Source organism: Rhodobacter sp. TJ_12 (genome assembly GCF_020023995.1).
Classification (GTDB): Bacteria; Pseudomonadota; Alphaproteobacteria; order Rhodobacterales; family Rhodobacteraceae; genus Rhodobacter.
Genome location: NZ_NRRD01000018.1, coordinates 61,188 through 78,838 on the forward strand (window position 1 = coordinate 61,188; position 17,651 = coordinate 78,838).

General features: G+C 59.4%; 23 protein-coding genes and 2 tRNA genes. 18 read left to right on the forward strand and 7 right to left on the reverse strand.

All coding sequences use genetic code 11. The features are described 5' to 3' along the window. Window positions 1-32 precede the first annotated feature (32 nt). The 4 genes from drt3a to CKO11_RS13050 form a co-directional block, all read right to left on the reverse strand. Window positions 33-1,265, reverse strand: a complete 1,233-nt coding sequence (drt3a, locus tag CKO11_RS13035) for an antiviral reverse transcriptase Drt3a (RefSeq protein ID WP_223639547.1) — start codon at window positions 1,263-1,265, stop codon at window positions 33-35. Between the two features lie 453 nt (window positions 1,266-1,718). After that, window positions 1,719-2,393: a recombinase family protein gene (locus CKO11_RS13040; RefSeq protein WP_223639549.1), complete on the reverse strand. Its 675-nt coding sequence runs from the start codon at window positions 2,391-2,393 to the stop codon at window positions 1,719-1,721. A gap of 1,108 nt (window positions 2,394-3,501) precedes the next feature. Further along, window positions 3,502-5,061, reverse strand: a complete 1,560-nt coding sequence (locus CKO11_RS13045) for a site-specific integrase (RefSeq protein WP_223639551.1) — start codon at window positions 5,059-5,061, stop codon at window positions 3,502-3,504. A gap of 104 nt (window positions 5,062-5,165) precedes the next feature. Further along, window positions 5,166-5,240: transfer RNA gene (locus CKO11_RS13050), tRNA-Thr, on the reverse strand. 113 nt (window positions 5,241-5,353) lie between these two features. Here CKO11_RS13050 and CKO11_RS13055 point away from each other — a divergent pair. From CKO11_RS13055 to CKO11_RS13085, 7 genes are all read left to right on the forward strand, one after another. Then, entirely contained in the window at window positions 5,354-5,545 is a 192-nt protein-coding gene (locus CKO11_RS13055; RefSeq protein ID WP_223639553.1) for a hypothetical protein, read from the forward strand. After that, entirely contained in the window at window positions 5,545-6,813 is a 1,269-nt protein-coding gene (gene murA / locus CKO11_RS13060; RefSeq protein WP_223639555.1) for a UDP-N-acetylglucosamine 1-carboxyvinyltransferase, read from the forward strand. Before CKO11_RS13055 ends, murA begins: the two co-directional genes overlap by 1 nt. Continuing rightward, window positions 6,810-7,289, forward strand: a complete 480-nt coding sequence (locus CKO11_RS13065; protein WP_223639557.1) for a DUF2948 family protein — start codon at window positions 6,810-6,812, stop codon at window positions 7,287-7,289. The genes murA and CKO11_RS13065 overlap by 4 nt, the downstream gene beginning before the upstream one ends. Continuing rightward, on the forward strand, window positions 7,286-7,759 hold the full coding sequence (locus CKO11_RS13070; RefSeq protein WP_223639559.1) for a GNAT family N-acetyltransferase: 474 nt from the start codon (window positions 7,286-7,288) through the stop codon (window positions 7,757-7,759). Before CKO11_RS13065 ends, CKO11_RS13070 begins: the two co-directional genes overlap by 4 nt. An 84-nt stretch (window positions 7,760-7,843) precedes the next feature. Next, window positions 7,844-9,157 carry a histidinol dehydrogenase gene (hisD, locus tag CKO11_RS13075; RefSeq protein ID WP_223639561.1) on the forward strand — a complete coding sequence of 438 codons (1,314 nt, stop codon included), beginning with the start codon at window positions 7,844-7,846 and terminating at the stop codon, window positions 9,155-9,157. Next, window positions 9,157-9,636: a UPF0262 family protein gene (locus CKO11_RS13080; RefSeq protein ID WP_223639564.1), complete on the forward strand. Its 480-nt coding sequence runs from the start codon at window positions 9,157-9,159 to the stop codon at window positions 9,634-9,636. The genes hisD and CKO11_RS13080 overlap by 1 nt, the downstream gene beginning before the upstream one ends. Then, window positions 9,636-10,091, forward strand: a complete 456-nt coding sequence (locus tag CKO11_RS13085) for a low molecular weight phosphatase family protein (RefSeq protein WP_223639567.1) — start codon at window positions 9,636-9,638, stop codon at window positions 10,089-10,091. Before CKO11_RS13080 ends, CKO11_RS13085 begins: the two co-directional genes overlap by 1 nt. On the opposite strand, the gene CKO11_RS13090 is transcribed toward CKO11_RS13085, so the two are convergent. Beyond that, window positions 10,057-10,431 carry a winged helix-turn-helix transcriptional regulator gene (locus CKO11_RS13090; protein ID WP_223639570.1) on the reverse strand — a complete coding sequence of 125 codons (375 nt, stop codon included), beginning with the start codon at window positions 10,429-10,431 and terminating at the stop codon, window positions 10,057-10,059. The genes CKO11_RS13085 and CKO11_RS13090 overlap by 35 nt on opposite strands. 112 nt (window positions 10,432-10,543) lie before the next feature. Between CKO11_RS13090 and CKO11_RS13095 the strand changes: the two genes are divergently transcribed. From CKO11_RS13095 to CKO11_RS13140, 10 genes are all read left to right on the forward strand, one after another. Continuing rightward, on the forward strand, window positions 10,544-11,377 hold the full coding sequence (locus tag CKO11_RS13095; protein ID WP_223639573.1) for an SDR family oxidoreductase: 834 nt from the start codon (window positions 10,544-10,546) through the stop codon (window positions 11,375-11,377). Between the two features lie 101 nt (window positions 11,378-11,478). Beyond that, entirely contained in the window at window positions 11,479-11,889 is a 411-nt protein-coding gene (locus CKO11_RS13100; protein WP_223639576.1) for a ketosteroid isomerase-related protein, read from the forward strand. Beyond that, entirely contained in the window at window positions 11,886-12,467 is a 582-nt protein-coding gene (locus CKO11_RS13105; RefSeq protein ID WP_223639579.1) for a GNAT family N-acetyltransferase, read from the forward strand. The genes CKO11_RS13100 and CKO11_RS13105 overlap by 4 nt, the downstream gene beginning before the upstream one ends. Window positions 12,468-12,472: 5 nt before the next feature. Continuing rightward, window positions 12,473-13,369, forward strand: coding sequence for a carbon-nitrogen hydrolase family protein (locus CKO11_RS13110; protein WP_223639608.1), 897 nt, complete (start codon window positions 12,473-12,475; stop codon window positions 13,367-13,369). A gap of 79 nt (window positions 13,370-13,448) precedes the next feature. Then, complete coding sequence (infA, locus tag CKO11_RS13115) at window positions 13,449-13,667, forward strand: translation initiation factor IF-1 (protein ID WP_055212580.1); 219 nt, start codon at window positions 13,449-13,451, stop codon at window positions 13,665-13,667. Continuing rightward, a complete protein-coding gene (locus tag CKO11_RS13120; protein ID WP_223639582.1) occupies window positions 13,664-14,239 on the forward strand; it encodes a Maf family protein in 576 nt (191 codons plus the stop codon). Before infA ends, CKO11_RS13120 begins: the two co-directional genes overlap by 4 nt. Beyond that, complete coding sequence (locus CKO11_RS13125) at window positions 14,236-15,276, forward strand: ribonuclease E/G (protein WP_223639585.1); 1,041 nt, start codon at window positions 14,236-14,238, stop codon at window positions 15,274-15,276. Before CKO11_RS13120 ends, CKO11_RS13125 begins: the two co-directional genes overlap by 4 nt. After that, complete coding sequence (locus CKO11_RS13130; protein ID WP_223639588.1) at window positions 15,273-15,461, forward strand: DNA gyrase inhibitor YacG; 189 nt, start codon at window positions 15,273-15,275, stop codon at window positions 15,459-15,461. Before CKO11_RS13125 ends, CKO11_RS13130 begins: the two co-directional genes overlap by 4 nt. Window positions 15,462-15,554: 93 nt before the next feature. Next, a tRNA-Phe gene (locus CKO11_RS13135) sits at window positions 15,555-15,630 on the forward strand. A 221-nt stretch (window positions 15,631-15,851) separates the two neighbouring features. After that, on the forward strand, window positions 15,852-16,082 hold the full coding sequence (locus CKO11_RS13140) for a helix-turn-helix transcriptional regulator (RefSeq protein WP_223639591.1): 231 nt from the start codon (window positions 15,852-15,854) through the stop codon (window positions 16,080-16,082). Between the two features lie 66 nt (window positions 16,083-16,148). Here the strand turns inward: CKO11_RS13140 and CKO11_RS13145 are convergent, their stop codons facing one another. Next, window positions 16,149-16,316, reverse strand: a complete 168-nt coding sequence (locus tag CKO11_RS13145) for a hypothetical protein (RefSeq protein ID WP_170952586.1) — start codon at window positions 16,314-16,316, stop codon at window positions 16,149-16,151. Next, the gene (locus tag CKO11_RS13150) at window positions 16,313-16,711 is read right to left on the reverse strand and encodes a helix-turn-helix domain-containing protein (RefSeq protein WP_223639594.1); all 399 of its coding nucleotides are present in this window, start codon (window positions 16,709-16,711) and stop codon (window positions 16,313-16,315) included. Before CKO11_RS13150 ends, CKO11_RS13145 begins: the two co-directional genes overlap by 4 nt. Before the next feature lie 388 nt (window positions 16,712-17,099). Between CKO11_RS13150 and CKO11_RS13155 the strand changes: the two genes are divergently transcribed. Further along, the gene (locus CKO11_RS13155; protein ID WP_223639596.1) at window positions 17,100-17,561 is read left to right on the forward strand and encodes a hypothetical protein; all 462 of its coding nucleotides are present in this window, start codon (window positions 17,100-17,102) and stop codon (window positions 17,559-17,561) included. Window positions 17,562-17,651 lie beyond the last annotated feature (90 nt).

Consider the following 17,651-nt stretch of genomic DNA (forward strand, 5'->3'; position numbering starts at 1 on the left):
CTCGGCTTAGGTTGACCCGTGACTTCCTCTTGCTAGGCATACTTCCAGCACTCCATTAACTTTGCCAACCGATCAGCAGTGAATCGGAAGTGAACGCGGTTGGCGAACCCGCAGACGAATGAGTACTTGAGAAGCTCCTTTCTTTGACGGTTTGTCAGAGACAGCGCGAGCCTTCCTCCAATCGCCCCTGAACGGCACAGAACCATCGCCGAGAAAAACTTATCAAGCTCGGCGAGCGCCGGTGCGTTACTGTTGATAAGGCTGTATGTGTGCTGAAGGCCCGCACTTCGCTTCTTTTGCTGTCTTTCGTCAAAGAACTGATAGCCACAGGTCAAAATACGGATGCGATCTATTAGGTCGTCAAAGTTTCCGTCAGCCAAGTACTGCAGGAGCGATTTCACGATCCTCGTCTTGTTCTTTTTAACCTTTGAGTCGGCAATGTCTAAATCAACTTGACGAGCGAGAGGCCGGTCTTTGCCGATTTGGTGGACGCTAAACCTAAAGCCGAGGTAATCGAAGCTGTGCTCAACTGCTGCCGGCTTTACCTTCGCGCCTCCGAAGGTGTATATTTTTGATTTGGAGGAATTCAATTTCAGCCCCGTCGGCAGGGCCCTTTCGATATTATTCTTGAGCGTCTTTGGGTGTTCCAATTCAGGCAAGATGAGCACGATATCATCTACGTATCGAGCAAAATAATGTGCACCAAAAATCTCCTTCATATGGCGGTCGAACTCCTGCATATAGAATTCGCTAAGCTCCGCACTTATTGCTAAGCCTTGAGGCAATCCGCCTACAGAATTCATTTTGCAATGGTGAATCAGCGAGTTGACAACAGATCTTGTGCTTGGAGCAGTTATAAGCCTTCGATTCAGCAGGTTCGATAGTGTCTCCTGATCAACGGAAGGGTAGAAGCTCTTTATGTCCATCTTCGCAATGGTGAACGGCATGCCTTCTTCACAGAACAGTTTTAGTCGGCGTACAATTTCGATCCGGCTTCCCTGTTTTGATGCTGTAATTCTACGGATGTTCTGAGCAGCTTTTCGCAGCACCAGATCGCACGCCAGATCATTTACTTGATATATAGTCCGGCCAGCCAACTTATTCGGCGTCAATGGCAAAGAGGAGAAACCATTTCGCGCTGTGTTGACTGCCTGAGAAATCAAAGCTTCCCTGTGGGCTTCGTTCTTCAATGTGGGATGTTTAAGGAAATCGCTTTTGTTTAGGTGTCTTGCAAGTGCCGTGCTGCCAAATGTGGGATCGTACATGAAAGTCACTTTCGCCTATTCTCTTCAACCTTACGCCGAAAGCTGACCACATGGAAAGCACTGGATCGAGGGCGACGTCCGCTCGAAGGAAGTCAAATACCGTGTTCGCTATCGCAGCGAACGGCCACTTCTCACCCCGTGCGACAAACCTAGGGCAGCAAATGGCTAGCTTAGGCGTCGAAGAATAGTGTCGACTGCCCATCTTTTCTGGGGAGGAGCGCTGGGAAGAAGATGCAAAACTCAAGATCAAAAATTGGTATTTAAACCGACACTATGCAACGCATTAAATTGCATGTCGTAAATGTAACATTATGAATGGAACGCGTTCTGCAACTCGCTAACGGCTACTGCACCGCTTCTCGGCCCCAGCCCATAGCCCCCCCTTTGGGTCCCTGAGCATGGAAGAACGTGTCCACGTGATGTTTAGGTGGAGAAGCCCGCTGACGCGGACTATCAGACCGCCAGCCTTCGCCGCACATTCGCCACGCTGGAGGCGTGCCACATACCTCCGCGTGCGGTCTTTATACCACGCCGGTTGAGCTCTGACGCCATCGCCGCAAGCGTACGATGGCCCTGTTCCGCCACATCTGCAAGGACGTCTGCGAGCTCGTAGGCGCGCGCCAGCGCATCGGCTTTCTGAGCCGCACATGACGCCTTGTTGCCCTTGCCTGCGCGCCGCAGGGCTTCCGCGCCATTCGGGTTGCCCAGCGCCTGCCCTCGAGCTTTGGCGGCTTGCAACGCAGCTTTTGTGCGCTCGCTAATGGCGCGGGCTTCATCCTGTGCCACGAGGGCCAGAATACCAATCGTCAAAGGGGTAGCGGTTGGGTTATCGCAGGCGACGAAGTCCACCCCGGACTCCTGTAGATTGAGCAGAAAAGCAGCATTTCGACTGAGCCGGTCGAGCTTCGCAATTACTAGCTTAGAGCCGGTGAGCTTTGCCAACTTGAGTGCGGCTTGAAGCTGCGGGCGGTCCGCCTTGCGCCCGGACTCCACTTCGGTGAACGCGCCGACGATCTGGGCCGCGTTAGCGGCTGCATAGGCGGCAATCGCGGCCTCCTGAGCTTCCAGCCCAAGCCCGCTGCGCCCCTGCCGGTCGGTGGAAACGCGGGTATAGGTGACGATCTTCACGGCGAATTCCTCCAATATAAACTGGCGCAACGCCCGTTAGGTCAGTTTGTATATCAGCTTCACTGCTGCGTCTATCTTGTTCGGCAACTGGAATCATGAACAACCAATTTCCATTGTTGGCGAAGTTTGGTGGCTCGCCTTTAGGCCAAGTGTAGCAATTGCCCGGGGGAAAGTTGCTCTCGCGCGGCTGCGCGGCGACTTAAGGGCACTTGGGAGAGCGAGCTGTGCCTGCCGATCTGGTGCGTACGAGATTACGATAGGTGCGGGGGCGCGGGAAAATAGATCGCGCGCCCGCGCCCGCTGACGCGGGGCGGAGCTAACGACAGGGGTGGGGAAAAACAGAACCGGGCTAAGAAAAGCGGAAGCCTTTACGACAGGCAGGGGAAAGGGGCGAAGCCTTCACGACAGGCGCCGGATGAGGTGCAAGTAGAGAATAAGGGGTCTACATTCCTGTAAGTTGATGATTTGCAAGGATTTTACGGGGGCATCTCAAGGGGTGTACGAAGGGGAAAATGACGTCAATTTCCTACATCGTCGTAAGTGGTTGTTTTTAGGGGTAAAATGTAGGTAGTGTAGATAATGTAGATAAAGTCAAACCTTATACAGGAGAAAAAGAAATATTTTTTACGCTCCCCCGCCAAGGGGCCACTCGAAAAAGCGACCCCCTACTTTTCGCGCTCCGTGCATGTGTGAAAAATATTTTCTTTTTATATATAAGGCCCAAACCCCCCATTCCTCTGCATTTGCTACACTGCCTCAAAATTTTTAAGTGATTTCAACGGCTTGTGCGGGTGTAGGAAAAAATCGCCCCAGCACGCCGTCCTGATTTGTTGCACTAATTGTTTAAAAACAACAGGTTAATAGGCAAAACACGCCTCCAAAGTGTGCTTGATGAGAATTTCCAACACACACGCCCCTTCCAGCTTTTTATCGTTTAAAACCAGCTATTTGTGTGCGTGTAGGTGGTAAATCTGTGCTTGCGGTAACGCCAGCGTGAGGTTTCGTGAGCGTTTTCGTGCTGGAATGTTCGCTGTCGCGTTCGCTCATCGCGGCGTTCGAGGCAGGTGCTTTTGAACTGATTGATCTGATAGGCAAGCTTGAAGTCGCCTCATGCTTCTACGAATTTTGCAACTTGTTTCAGCGCTTCCAGCTTTTCGGTCAAAAGGTCGCTGCTCCCATATCTGGCTTCCGTAGCGTCTTCCCCGTCGAGCCGCCCCGCGATCAGCCGCCTGATTTCAGGGTCGATCTTCGCGCGCCGCGCCGCATCGGTCCAGCTATGCCTCAGAGCATGAAACCCTTGGCCTTTGGTCTTGATCCCAAGTGGCGCGAGGACTTTGCGAGAGAAGCGCCCACCGTAAATCTCTGTCAGCCGCCCGCGTGAGTCCGGGGTCATTTCGCGCAAGGTCTTTTGGTGGCGCTTGTCGGTGTACTCTTCAAGGAAAAGCATAGCCCCGCCCGCCTGACGGCGGCGCGCGACAAAGTCCAAGAAGCCCCTTTCGATACAGACCGGCGGAACAGGTATAACGCGCAAGGAATGCTCGTTCTTAACTTTCTGCACTTCATCTTCATCGGTGATCCGAAGGGCCGGGATATCGCCGCCGGTTAGAACATCTTCCACGAGCAGTTGCCCAAGTTCTTCCCGGCGCGCGCCTGAATAAGCTGACAGCATAGGAAGCCAGTGGTCGGCGGTGTCCGCGTGAGTGGTCGCGGCAACGTAGGCCAGAATAGCCTTCACTTGTTCGGGAGGGAAGCCCTTGCGCTTTTGCGTGCTTGCCTCTGCGATTTTTCCCTTCGGCTTGTCGATTTTGTATCCAACCCAAGGGTCCACAGTCAGCGCCCCCTTATTCAATGCAAAAGCGGACAGGGCCTTTAGATGATTTATCAGTCGTTCACGGACCTTGTAGCTTACCCGGTCAAGGTTCCCCTTTTGGGCAGCGGCAACGGCTGTGCGCATGGGCTTCTTGAGCCATTCGCGGGCGACAGGAAGGTCGCGGGCGGCATCGTCAAACTCTGCTAGATGCGCCCTGCTCAGTTTGGCTAGCGGTTGGTCCCCATGAAATTCGATCCATCGTCGGACGGTGTATCGTACGCTTTCGGCGTTCTGGATGGTGTACTCCTTGGCGCGAATAAAGGCCTCAGCCAGTTCAGCAACCCCCGAAAGGTCGCCGCCCGGCACCTCTACTTTCTCTCCCAACGCGCGCAGCGTCTTGGCCTCGCGCCGTGCAATCCCCTCAAGGGCGGCTGACGCCGCCCGGTGCTCTGCGGCTGCCAGTTCAATTTCCAGCGGGTCGGGCGGAAATTCCTCGGTATCCGTCATGGTGGACAGGTCACCCGCCGCAAGGAAGGCGCGCGCGGTCTGTGTGCTCTGAAAGGCCTCGAGAAGGCCTTCTAGCCCACCAGCACGGTCATAGAGCGCCCGTTGATCCGGCGGCAGTTCCGCAAGGCGCGCGTTCACGTCCGCACTGCGTGCCATCTCTTCCACTTGCTCGAGTAGTTGGGCACGGGCACGAATGACTTCATTCGCCGCGACCTTCGGGTCCGCCGTCTTGAGCGTGCCAGTCAGTAGCGCCCGGCCTTTATGCAAGTGGCGGATTTCCGGCGGAATCGAGATATTCAGGTGATAGGTGCCACCGCGTATCTTGGTGCCTGCAACCTTTGCCAATGCCATGCTAGCCCCCCTTGTACCAATGCAATCTTGGTACAAGGGTTGGTACAGCGCAATGGGCATAAGCGCCCGAAAAGGCTAAGTTTTTGATTTCAAAGAAAATAAAATGGTGCTGCAAGAGAGGATTGAACTCTCGACCTCTCCCTTACCAAGGGAGTGCTCTACCACTGAGCTACTGCAGCACCGTGCGGCCTTCGTTGACCGTGGCGGCGATGTAGACGACAACGCCGAGGCATGCAAGCGCAAATTCGCGCCCTCTCTCGACACATTTCGCGCAGACCGCTACAGAAGGGCCATGACCAAGGAGACAAACCCCAAATCGCGCCGTTCTGGCGACACGCCACCGTCCGCGCAAAGCCGTGAAGAGCGGCTGGCTGCGGCGTTGCGCGCCAATCTGGCGCGGCGCAAGGCGCAGGCGCGGCAACGCGACGCGGCGGAAGGGCTGTCTGATGATGAGGCCAAGACCGGCCCGGAAGGAAATCTGTAGTGGATAGCATCGTGGTGCGCGGCAATGGGCCGCTCAAGGGGCAGATTCCGATTGCCGGGGCGAAAAACGCCTGTCTTGCGCTGATGCCGGCCACGCTGTTGAGCGAAGAGCCGCTGACGCTGACCAATGCGCCGCGTCTGTCCGATATTCGCACGATGACGCAGCTTTTGGCCTCGCTTGGGGCTGAAGTGACAGCGTTGCAAGATGGTAAGGTGTTGGCGACCTCGTGCCATGGGGAAATCAACCCGGTCGCGGATTATGACATTGTGCGCAAGATGCGCGCCTCGAACCTTGTGCTGGGGCCGCTTTTGGCGCGGCTGGGCCATGCGGTTGTGTCTTTGCCCGGTGGCTGTGCAATTGGTGCGCGGCCGATGGATATTCACATTGATGCACTGACTGCGCTCGGCGCCGAGATTGAGCTGAAAGACGGCTATCTGCATGCGCAGGCCAAGGGCGGGCTTAAGGGTGCGGTGCATGAGATGCGTTTTGCCTCTGTGGGCGCGACGGAAAACTTCTTGATGGCGGCGGTGCTGGCCAAGGGCACCTCGGTGCTCAAAAACGCCGCGCGCGAGCCTGAAATTGTTGATCTGGTGCAGTGCTTGCGCGCAATGGGCGCGCAGATCGAGGGCGAGGGCACTTCGGATATTGTGATTGAGGGGGTGGACCGGCTGCATGGCGCCACCCATCCGGTGGTGACCGACCGAATCGAACTGGGCACCTATATGCTGGCGCCTGCGATTTGCGGCGGCGAAGTCGAATGCTTGGGCGGTAAGATCGCACTGGTCGAGAGCTTTTGCGAAAAGCTGGATGCCGCTGGGGTCGCGGTGGAGGAAACCGAGCGCGGGCTAAAGGTGAAGCGCAAGAACGGGCGGATCAATGCGGTCGATGTGGTGACCGAACCGTTTCCGGGTTTTCCGACCGATTTGCAGGCGCAGATGATGGCGCTTTTGTGCACCGCGGAGGGCACCTCGGTGCTGGAAGAACGCATTTTCGAAAACCGTTTCATGCACGCGCCCGAGTTGATGCGGATGGGCGCGAAGATTGAGGTTCAGGGCGGCCATGCGACGGTGCATGGGGTCGAACGGCTCAAAGGCGCGCCGGTGATGGCCACTGATTTGCGGGCCTCTGTGTCGCTGATTCTGGCGGGGCTGGCCGCCGAGGGTGAAACCGTGGTGCGCCGGGTTTATCACCTTGATCGCGGCTATGAACGGGTCGAAGACAAGCTGCGCGCCGTTGGGGCGCATATTGAGCGGGTGAGGGAAGAATGAGCCGGGATGCACGGTTTGCCGATGGCGGCGAGGCGCCGCTGAACCTGCGCGGCGAAAGCGCCGAGGATGTCACGGTAATGGCCGCCTTGGTGCAAGATGCGGTGCTGCCGGTCGCGGAGATTCGTTACGAGCCGAAAGCACGGCGGTTGTCGATGCTGCTCAATCGTTTTCGCTGGGAAGACAAGGCCCGGGCCGAAGCCGAGGGGCGCCCCTATGAACGGGTGCAGACGCTTTTGGTGATTTCCGATGTGCTCAAGGTCGCGTCGCAAGGCTTTGATCGGCATGATGCCGATCTGGTTCTATCCGTGCTTGAACTGGCGTTTGAGCCGGGCGCGGATGGCACGGGGCGCGTGGTGCTGGTGCTGGCGGGCGATGGTGCCTTGGCGGCAGAGGTCGAATGCCTTGCGCTGGATTTGCGCGATGTGACGCGCCCCTATGCGGCTGTGTCGGGGCAAGCGCCGCATCATCCGGAATGATCCGCCCCGCGACGGTGGATGATCTGCCCGCCATGGCAGATCTGATCGCGGCGGCTATCACCGCGTTATGTGCGGCCGATCATCACGGGCAGCCCAAGCGAATGCGGCCTTGGATCGCGGCGAATGATGGCCCGGCGCTTGCGGCGCGGATCGCTGATCCGGCGCAGCGGCTTTTGCTTTGCGAAGACGCGGGGCTTGCCTGTGTCGGCGGGCTGGATTGGCGCGAGCAACCCGCGGGCCGGGGGCGGATCAGCCTGTTGTTTGTCGCCCCCGCGCGGCAAGGGCAGGGCCACGCCCGCGCGATGCTGGCCGCGCTGGAGGCGGATCTGCGCGGGCTGGCGCGTAGCGATGCCCGCCTGACGGCCACCAACACCGCGCGGGGGTTTTATCTATCGCAGGGCTGGCGGCCCGACCCCGCAGCCAGTGGCGGGGCGCTTTTGGGTCATGCCTTGGTAAAAAAACTTGGCTGAGCGCGCATGTTGTGCTGCGGTGCCGCGCGACGCTTGCCCCGCGACGTGCAACGCACTATCCCGGGGTGGAATAAGGAGCCTGTGATGCCGCATTTCCTCACCACGCAAGACGCCGATTTCGAGACCCGTTTCACCGCCCTTTTGGGGATGAAGCGCGAAGACAGCCCCGATGTCGATGCCACCGTGGCGGCGATTATTGCCGATGTGCGCGACCGTGGCGATGCGGCGGTGATCGACTATACCGCGAAGTTTGATCGGCTGGCGCTGTCCCCCCAGACGCTTGCTTTTTCGCGCGCGGAAATCGCGGCCGAGGTGGCGAAGGTCAGCGCCGAGGAACGCGCGGCGCTTGAACTCGCCGCAGAACGCATTCGCGCCTATCACCTGCGGCAAATGCCGGTGATGGAAGAGCGCTGGACCGAAGAAAACGGCGCCGAGCTTGGTTGGCGCTGGTCGCCCGTTTCGGCGGCGGGGCTTTATGTTCCGGGCGGTTTGGCCTCCTATCCTTCCTCCGTTTTGATGAATGCGATCCCGGCAAAAGTCGCGGGCGTTGAGCGTCTGGTGGTTGTGTGCCCGACGCCCGATGGTGCGGTGAACCCGCTGGTTTTGCTGGCGGCAGAGCTTGCGGGCGTGGATACCGTCTACCGCATCGGCGGGGCGCAAGCGGTGGCCGCGCTTGCCTATGGCACCGATACGATTGCCCCGGTTGATAAAATCACCGGGCCGGGCAATGCTTTTGTGGCGGCGGCGAAGCGGCGCGTTTTTGGCCGCGTGGGCATTGATATGATCGCGGGCCCGTCGGAAATTTTGGTGATTGCCGATAGCACGGCCAACCCCGATTGGGTGGCGATTGACCTTTTGAGCCAAGCCGAACACGACCAATCCGCCCAAGCGCTGATCCTGACGCCCGATGCCGCGTTTGCGCAGGCGGTGACGCAGGCGGTGGAAACGCGCCTTGAAACGCTGGAACGGCGCGACATCGCCGGCCCGTCGTGGCGCGATTTTGGCACCGTTATCGTCACCCGCGATCTGGCCGAGGCGGCGATGCTGTCGAACCGCGTCGCGCCCGAACACCTTGAACTCTGCGTAGAAGACCCCGAGGCGCTTTCGGTGCACATCACCCATGCGGGCGCGATCTTCTTGGGCACGTGGACGCCCGAAGCGATTGGGGATTATGTTGGCGGGCCGAACCACGTTTTGCCCACCGCCCGTTCGGCGCGGTTCTCCTCGGGCCTGTCGGTGATGGATTTCCTGAAACGCACCACTTTGGCGAAGATGACGCCCGAGGCTTTGCGCGCCATTGGCCCGGCGGCGGAAACGCTGGCGATTTCGGAAAGTCTTGAGGCACATGGACTGTCTGTCCGTGCGCGTCTGGATGCGCTTAATGACGGGGGGGCTTGATGAACCGCATCTCTCATATCGAGATCGACGATTCGGGCCTGCCCGCGCCCACGCCGCAAATAGAGCAGGAACGCCGGGTGGCGGTGTTTGACCTGCTGGAAGACAATAGCTGGACGCTTCCGGGGCGCGATGGGCAGACGCCGCCGCCCGGCCCCTATGCGCTCACCTTGGCGGTGCGCGATGGGCGGCTGGTCTTTGATACCTGTCTCGAAACCGGGGAGAAGGTCACCGAATTTCACCTGTCCTTCGGTCCGTTCAAACAGGTGGTGAAGGACTACTTCCAGATTTGCGAAAGCTACTTTGAGGCGGTCAAAAAGCTGCCGCCCAGCCAGATCGAAGCCATCGATATGGCGCGCCGGGGCATTCACAATGAAGGCGCGCGGGTGCTGCAAGAGCGCCTTGAGGGCAAAGCCGAGATCGATATTGATACCGCGCGGCGGCTCTTTACCCTTGTTTGTGTTTTGACCCCGGTTAGCTGATGGCCAGCCTTCCCCATTCGGTCCTGTTTTGCTGCGATCACAATGCCACGCGCTCGCCGATGGCCGAAGGGATGATGAAAAAATTTTACGGCCGCGAGGTCTATGTCCAATCGGTGGGGGTGAAGGCGGACCTTGACACCGATGGGTTCGCGATCGCCGTTTGCGCGGAAATCGGCGTGGATCTGGAACGCCATCAGGCGCGCAGCTTTCACGAATTGCGCGAAATGGGCGATGATCTAAGCGGGTTTGACTTGATCGTGGCGCTGTCGCCCGCCTCTTATCACCAAGCGCTCGATCTAACGCGGTTCTACCATATCGAGGTCGAACATTGGATGATTATGGACCCAACCGGTCTGGGCGAGGGGCGCGAGGTGCGGTTGGGCTATTACCGCCAGACTCGCGACCAGATCCGCGATCACATTATTGAACGGTTTGGGCCGCCGCATTCGGCGTAAGTGCCAAAAGCTCGGGCAAGTTTTCCTCGATCCAATCGCTCAGCGCAAAGACGCGGGCCGAGATTTCGCGCCCTGCCGGGGTTAGCGTGTAATCCACCCGCGGCGGCACCTCGCCATGATCTGTGCGCAAAATCAGACCGTCCCCTTCTAGCACTTGCAAGGTCTGCGCCAGCATCCGTTCGGAAATGCCATCAATCCGGCGGCGCAATTGCGCAAAGCGCAACGTTTCCTCGCGCAACGCAATCAGCACGAGCCCGCCCCAGCGCGAGGTAACATGCTGCAAAATTTGCCGCGAGGGGCAGGCAGAGGCAAAAACATCGCCCCGTGAGATATTTGGCATCGGTTTGCACCTCTTCTGTGCGTCAATGTGGGATACTTACATTGTTGTATGCACTTACGTTTTGTTAGCGCTTGTGGCTTGGTGGTGCAAGCAAATGATAAAGGAGATCGTCATGACCATTGCTGTGACCGCCGCCACCGGCCAATTGGGCCAACTTGTTCTTGCTGCGCTCAAAGCGCGCGGCGCCGCCCCCGTGGCCCTTGCGCGCAGCCCGGACAAGGTCAGCGGATATGAGGCCCGCGCGTTTGATTACAACGCCCCCAATGCCGCCGCGCTTGCCGGGGTTGAGGTGTTGGTGCTGATTTCGTCGAATGATTTCAGCGACCGTGCGGGCCAACACAAACGCGCCATTGCCGCCGCGAAAGAGGCAGGCGTGACGCGCGTGGTCTATACCTCTGTGCTGAAGGGCGATGCCTCGCCGCTTACGCTCTTGGCGGCAGACCACATGGCGACCGAGGCCGCGTTGAAGGAAAGCGGCTTGCAATACACGCTTTTGCGCAATGGCTGGTATAGCGAAAACCTGACCGGTGCATTGGGGGCGGCGCTTGAACATGGCGCGGTGATCGGTGCGGCCGGGAATGGCAAACTGGCCACAGCCGCGCGCGCTGATTTTGCCGAAGCGGCGGCGGTGGTCGCGCTTGATGCCGATCATGCGGGCAAAACCTATGAACTTGCGGGCGACAGCGCCTTCACGATGACGGAATTTGCCGCAGAGGTGTCCAAACAGGCTGGCAAGCCGGTGGCCTTCGTCAATATGTCCGAAGCAGACTATGCCAAAGCGCTGGAAGGGTTCGGCCTGCCCGCCGCCTTTGCCGAGACACTGGCGCAATCGGATGAACGCGCCGGCAGTGCCGCAGGCTTGTTTGATGACAGCAAGACCCTGTCGCGGCTGATCGGCCGCCCGACAACGCCGATTGCGGAAACGATTCGCGCAGCGCTTGCCTGAACAAAAGCGGCAAGACGGTTTTGAGCACCGTCTTGCCGGTTCTGCGGTTTGACGGCACCGGGGCGGCATGCCAATTTGCCCCAAAATACGAGAGGTTTCCGATGCCGCGCGCCGCCGCCCTTGCCGCCATTTCCAGCTATTTCGAGGCCTTCAATCGTGGGGATACCACCGCGATGGAGGCGCTTGTCACAGAGGATTTCGAACACCACGTCAACGAGGGAAATATTCGCCGTGGGGTCGAGAAATTCCGCGAATTCAACGCGCATATGACCCGCTGCTATCGCGAAGAACTTACCGACATCGTGGTTATGGCCAATGATGCGGGGACCCGCGCGGCCGCCGAATTCGTTGTGAACGGCGCCTATATCGCCACCGATGAGGGGCTGCCCGAAGCGAAAGGGCAAACCTATGTGCTGCCAGCGGGCACGTTTTTCACCCTGCGCGACGGGCGTATCGCGCGGGTCACCACCTATTACAATTTGGCCGACTGGATTCGGCAGGTCGGCGGATGAAGGTCGCGGTTCTGACCGGCGCGGCGCTTGATGCTGCGCTTGACGATGTGGCGGCGCTGCGCATCGCGGTGTTTCGCGATTGGCCCTATATCTATGACGGGTCACTCGATTATGAGCGGCGCTATCTGGAAAGCTATCGGAACTCTCAAAACGCGGTGGTCGTGGGGGCGTTTGACGGGGCGAAGCTGGTCGGCGCCGCCACGGGCACGCCGCTTGAAGACCACGCAGATGATTTCGCCGCCCCTTTCGCAAAGACCGGGCTGGCATTGGGCGATGTGTTCTACTGTGCCGAGTCGGTGCTTTTGCCCGCCTATCGCGGGCAGGGGTTAGGACATGCCTTCTTTGAGGCCCGCGAAGCCCACGCCCGCGCCTTGGGGCACAGCTATTCGGCCTTTTGTTCGGTGATCCGGCCCGATGATCACCCGCGCAAACCCGCCGGCTACCGTCCGCTTGATGCGTTTTGGCGCAAGCGCGGCTATGAACCGATGCCGGGGGTGGTGGCGCATTTTCGCTGGACCGATCTAGGGGAAAGCACGCAAACCGAAAAGGCGCTGCAATTCTGGGGGCGGCAACTATGACGCGGATCACCATCGCCAGCGCAGCCTATCCGCTGGATTGGCTGGACGACTGGGCGGGATATGAAGCGAAGACCCGCGCTTGGGTCGAAAGCGGGGCACGCAGCAGCGCCGATCTTTTGGTCTTTCCCGAATACGGCGCGATGGAGCTTGCCTCGCTTGGCGGCGCCGAGGTGGCGGCGGATCTGGAACGTTCGGTTGCCGAGGTGGCACGCCATCATGATGCGATGGAGCGGCTCTTTGAAGGGCTGGCGATTGAATTTGGCCTTTATATCTTGGCCCCCTCTGGCCCGGTGGTTGAGGGTATGGCGCGGCGCAATCGCGCGGCGCTTTTTGGCCCTTCTGGCCGGATCGGGCATCAAGACAAGGCGATCATGACGCGCTTTGAGCGCGAAGAATGGTTCATTGATGCCGGAGGTGAGGGACTGCGCCTGTTTGACACGGGGCTGGGCCGGATCGCGGTGCTGATCTGCTATGACAGCGAATTCCCGCTGCTGGCCCGCGCGGTTTGCGAGGCGGGGGCCACTCTTTTGCTTGTCCCCAGTTGCACCGATACTTTGGCCGGTTACCATCGTGTGCGCATCGGCGCACAGGCTCGCGCGCTGGAAAATCAATGTGTCGCCGTGCAATCGGTGATCGTGGGGCAAGCCCATTGGTGCCCCGCCGTCGATGAAAATCACGGCGCGGCGGCGGTTTACGCCCCGCCGGATGCGGGCTGGTGCGCGACCGGCGTTTTGGCCGAGGGTGATTATGATGTGCCCGGCTGGGTCACCGCCACCGTTGATATGGATGCGGTGGCGCAGGCGCGCACCGATGGTGAGGTGCTGACGTTCCGGCACTGGCCCGAGCAACCCATGCAGGCCGCGCAGGTGCGTCTTGTGTCGGAAAACCCCCGCAAGGCTTGACATTGCGCTTGAATTTTTCCCGATCCGGGCGCATGTATCGCGCGCCCGCGATCGGCGGGTATCCCCCAATGGAGTGACCATGGCCAAGGAAGAAATGCTCGAATTCCCCGGCGTCGTGAAGGAACTCCTGCCGAATGCGACGTTCAAGGTCGAGCTGGAAAACGGCCATGAGATCATCGCGCATATGGCAGGCAAGATGCGGAAAAACCGCATCCGTGTTCTGGCAGGCGACCGGGTTCAGGTGGAAATGAACACCTATGACCTGACGAAGGGTCGCATCAACTACCGGTTCAAGTGAAGCTGATCTTAGGATCGGCCAGCCCGCGACGGCGTGAGCTTCTGGCCCAGTTGGGGCTGGAACCCGTCGAGGTGCGCGCCCCGGATATCGATGAAACGCCCAATAAAGGCGAACGTCCGCGCGATTATGTGGCGCGGATGGCGCGCGAAAAGGCCGCCGTTTTGCCCTGTGCCGCCGATGAAGTGGTGATCTGCGCCGATACCACGGTGACCTGCGGGCGCCGCATTCTGGGCAAACCCGAAAATGAAAAAGAGGCGGCCGAGTTTTTGTGGCTGCTGTCTGGCCGGCGTCACCATGTGATGACCGCCGTTGCGGTGCGTTCGGCCACGGGGCTGCGCGAACGGCTGGTGGATACGGTGGTGAAATTCCGTCCGCTGTCGAATGCCGATGTGAACGGCTATCTTGCCAGCGGCGAATGGCGCGGCAAGGCGGGTGGCTATGCGATCCAAGGGCGGGGCGGCGCCTTTGTGCCTTGGATACAGGGCTCGTTCACTGCGGTCGTCGGCTTGCCATTGGCCGAAACGGCTTTGCTGCTGCGCGCGGCGGGCCTTGCTGTGGGAGAGCCTGCATGAAGGGCCGTGTCGTCATATTAGGCGCGGTGCAAGGCCGCGAAGCCGCCGCCTTGATGGTGGATGGCCGTCTGGAAGATCTGTTGATCGATGCGTCCGAAGCTGTGGCTTTGGCGCCGGGCGCGATCTGCCGCGGTCGCGTGGAACGGCAGATGAAAGGGCAGGGGGGCGTGTTCGTCACGCTGCCCGGCGGCGAAAAAGGCTTCCTGCGCGAGGCAAAGGGGCTTTCGCCTGGCCAAAGCGTGTTGGTGCAGGTTTCGGGCGGGACCGAGACGGGCAAGGCGCTGCCGGTGACATTGCGGCTTCTGTTCAAGGGGCGCTACGGCATCGTTACCCCCGGTGCCCCGGGGCTGAATATCTCGCGCCGCATTCGCGATGAAGAGACGCGTGACGGTCTGCAGGCGCTGGCCGGTGTGGTGATGGAAGGCTCCGATATGGGGCTTATCCTGCGCTCGGCCTGCGAGGGCACGGAAGAAGGCGAGATCGTCGAGGATCTTGCCGCATTGCGCGATCTGGCCGAGGCGGTTCTGGCCGATACCGAGGGGGCGCCCGAATTGCTGGTGGATGCGCCCACCCCGCATGAGGAAGCCTGGCGCGACTGGGCCGACCCCGCCCCCGATGAGGTGGTCGAAGGGTTTGAGCCGCATGGCGTGCTAGAGGCCATTGATGCGGTTTTATCGCCGCGCGTGGCCCTGCCCGGCGGCGGTCACATGATGATCGAGCCGACGCGGGCCCTGATTGCGGTGGATGTGAACACCGGCAACGATACCTCGCCCGCCGCCAGCCTGAAGGCCAATATCGCCGCCGCGCGGGACTTGCCGCGCCAGTTGCGGTTGCGTGGTCTTGGCGGGCAGGTGGTGGTGGATTTCGCGCCGATGCCAAAACGCGACCGCGCCGCGCTCGAACAGCAGTTGCGCGCGGCGTTCAAGGGCGAGGCGGCGGAAACCAGCCTTGCGGGCTGGACGCCTTTGGGCATGTATGAGCTGGTGCGCAAACGCGACCGGGTGGCGCTTGGTGCCTTGCTGGGGGGGCAGGCATGAGCTGCCCGATCTGCGGCAAGGACAAGGATCCGAAATATCGGCCCTTTTGCAGCAAGCGCTGCGCCGACATTGATCTGGCGCGCTGGCTGAACGGCTCCTATGTGATTCCCGGGGAGGCGCTGGAAGAAGACGACCCCGCCCCCGAAGAGGGCCCCGGCACGCCCGGGCCGGGGTTGCGGCACTAAGGGACGCATACGGAGGAAAAATCCGCAAAAACCCTCTGGACAGCCCCCGCGCCCTCGTCTAGTAACCCCCCACCAACGCCGGTAAGGCCCGGTGCCCAGATAGCTCAGTTGGTAGAGCAGCGGATTGAAAATCCGCGTGTCGCTGGTTCGATTCCGGCTCTGGGCACCACTTAAACCCCTGAAAAATAAATAAGATTTATAGGCAGGCAATATCAGCCTATTGCGTAGCCCTCGTTCCGGGCTACATCTGGGCTACAATTCGTGTGCGCTTGATGTGACACTTCGAGGCGGAGATTCTATGCATGGGGTTGGCAAGGTGAAGTCCGCAACCCTTCCTTGAAATCCGAGATGAAGCTCGCTCGCGCCAGAATGCAGCACCGGAGAAGATCATTGAACGCACAGTCGCTAGCAAACGAAGTCTATCTGAAGGTCGAGGAAGTTGCCGCGCGCTACGGCGTCTCAATTGACACCATTTATCGGTGGAAAAGAAACGGCGACTTCCCGAAAGCACGAAAAATCGGTCCCGGCGTCACGCGCTGGCGACTGTCTGATCTGATCGAGCACGAAGCGAATATGCAAGCGTGCTTCGCAACGCACCTGAACATTCCTCATGACGAATGATCACTCTGTGAGCGAGGGGCTCGCGCCCCTCCCCAGGGAATGGCTGAGGTCTGCCGCTCCGACGCCTCATCCCGCATCCAGAAGTTCGCGCAACTTGCGCACACGCTCTGGTGTGATCTTCGGGTCACGCCCCGCGCTGATCACCCGGATGAACTCGATCCACGCCTTCTCGTTTTCAGAAAGCTGGTCCCACTGTCCCAGTGGTCCCATCGGTGTGATGAAGAGATCGGTCATTTGCCGAAGATACCGCGCAAGGTGGTCCGCCCCCGCGCGGTCATGCGCGGATCGCTGTTGCCCGACGCATCGCGCAACTCCTCAAGCCAAGCGCGTTCATTGGCCGTGACTGGCGAGCCGAAGATCTCTGTGATCGCCTTCCCCGCCGTCGCACCCACCGCCTGCTCGAGCGCGATGCGTAAAAGATAGGCCGGATCGACCTCAAGCGCTTTCGCCAGCGACGGCACCCGGTCTAAGGGTAACTTGCTTTTGCCCGATTTCAGGATCGACACGAAATTCGCATTCGCAAAGCCCGCCTCGGCGGCGATTTCGCTTTGGGTTTTGCGATGCGCTAAGGCGTCAACACGGTCGGTGATGAAGCGCGCGACTTCGCTGTTTTTGAACGGTGTGGTCATTGGTTTTGTCTCACATTTATTGCTGATGAGACGACCGTATCGAAGCGCGCGCACCGCGTCGGGTGGGACTTGCATGCGCGACGATGGGAAGTGCAACGAGACCGAAGTCCTAGGGAAAAGGCAAAGGCGTTATGGGGATGCAGCCAGTGCCAGCCGGTTGGGGATGCGCGAACCCTCCACTCCCGAGGAGCATGACTGCGGTGTGGCGTGGTGGGCGGAAAGCAGACATTTGAGGCAAGTGTCAACCCGACATAGTAAACGTTGAAAGCCGACATTGATGTCGTGGCAAGTGCAGTGGAGACATAGCGACTTGCTTGTGGCCTCGATGTTCCCAAGTATTGAGCGTTCGGCTAAATTGATAGGCAATATATTGCGCTAAGGTTCTGCGATGCCGATTTTCGAAATTGAAAAAGATGACTTGCTTCGGCTTTCCGACACTCTTTTGGAAGAGTTGATCGCAAGGCTAGCCGAAGCAGAGATCGCTGCGCATGGACATAGCCCGGCAGGTGTCAGTTGGTCGGGCTCGATCAAGGCGCCTGACGAGGGCATCGACATCCATGTGCAAGTAAATGCAGCCGAATTAGACACAGGCTTCCTAAGTCGTCCAGACACGATCCTTCAATCCAAGAAGGACTCGATGCCAAAATCTGCAATCTCAAAAGAGATGCTGAAAGATGGGGAACTTAATCCAACCATCTCAAACCTAGCAACGATTGGTGGCAGCTATATCATCGTAAGCCTAGCAGACGATTGCTCGCCAACCATGAAAAAGGATCGCCTTGATGCGATGTGGGCGGCTGTCGCAAGTGATCCTGACCTGCCCCCCGGAAGTTCCCTCAATCTGATGTAGAGTCTGCCCAACCTGAAGGAGCAGACGAATGCGAAAGAGCCGTTTCACCGAGGCACAGATTATCGGGATGATCAAAGAGCAGGAGGCCGG

Excerpts from the sequence above, each read along its gene's own strand:
- drt3a (WP_223639547.1), bottom strand. The coding sequence starts at position 1,265 with ATGTACGATCCCACATTTGGCAGCACGGCACTTGCAAGACACCTAAAC.
- CKO11_RS13045 (WP_223639551.1), bottom strand. The coding sequence starts at position 5,061 with ATGGCATTGGCAAAGGTTGCAGGCACCAAGATACGCGGTGGCACCTAT.
- CKO11_RS13055 (WP_223639553.1), top strand. The coding sequence starts at position 5,354 with ATGACCAAGGAGACAAACCCCAAATCGCGCCGTTCTGGCGACACGCCA.
- CKO11_RS13065 (WP_223639557.1), top strand. The coding sequence starts at position 6,810 with ATGAGCCGGGATGCACGGTTTGCCGATGGCGGCGAGGCGCCGCTGAAC.
- CKO11_RS13070 (WP_223639559.1), top strand. The coding sequence starts at position 7,286 with ATGATCCGCCCCGCGACGGTGGATGATCTGCCCGCCATGGCAGATCTG.
- hisD (WP_223639561.1), top strand. The coding sequence starts at position 7,844 with ATGCCGCATTTCCTCACCACGCAAGACGCCGATTTCGAGACCCGTTTC.
- CKO11_RS13080 (WP_223639564.1), top strand. The coding sequence starts at position 9,157 with ATGAACCGCATCTCTCATATCGAGATCGACGATTCGGGCCTGCCCGCG.
- CKO11_RS13085 (WP_223639567.1), top strand. The coding sequence starts at position 9,636 with ATGGCCAGCCTTCCCCATTCGGTCCTGTTTTGCTGCGATCACAATGCC.
- CKO11_RS13090 (WP_223639570.1), bottom strand. The coding sequence starts at position 10,431 with ATGCCAAATATCTCACGGGGCGATGTTTTTGCCTCTGCCTGCCCCTCG.
- CKO11_RS13095 (WP_223639573.1), top strand. The coding sequence starts at position 10,544 with ATGACCATTGCTGTGACCGCCGCCACCGGCCAATTGGGCCAACTTGTT.
- CKO11_RS13100 (WP_223639576.1), top strand. The coding sequence starts at position 11,479 with ATGCCGCGCGCCGCCGCCCTTGCCGCCATTTCCAGCTATTTCGAGGCC.
- CKO11_RS13105 (WP_223639579.1), top strand. The coding sequence starts at position 11,886 with ATGAAGGTCGCGGTTCTGACCGGCGCGGCGCTTGATGCTGCGCTTGAC.
- infA (WP_055212580.1), top strand. The coding sequence starts at position 13,449 with ATGGCCAAGGAAGAAATGCTCGAATTCCCCGGCGTCGTGAAGGAACTC.
- CKO11_RS13125 (WP_223639585.1), top strand. The coding sequence starts at position 14,236 with ATGAAGGGCCGTGTCGTCATATTAGGCGCGGTGCAAGGCCGCGAAGCC.
- CKO11_RS13130 (WP_223639588.1), top strand. The coding sequence starts at position 15,273 with ATGAGCTGCCCGATCTGCGGCAAGGACAAGGATCCGAAATATCGGCCC.
- CKO11_RS13145 (WP_170952586.1), bottom strand. The coding sequence starts at position 16,316 with ATGACCGATCTCTTCATCACACCGATGGGACCACTGGGACAGTGGGAC.
- CKO11_RS13150 (WP_223639594.1), bottom strand. The coding sequence starts at position 16,711 with ATGACCACACCGTTCAAAAACAGCGAAGTCGCGCGCTTCATCACCGAC.
- CKO11_RS13155 (WP_223639596.1), top strand. The coding sequence starts at position 17,100 with ATGCCGATTTTCGAAATTGAAAAAGATGACTTGCTTCGGCTTTCCGAC.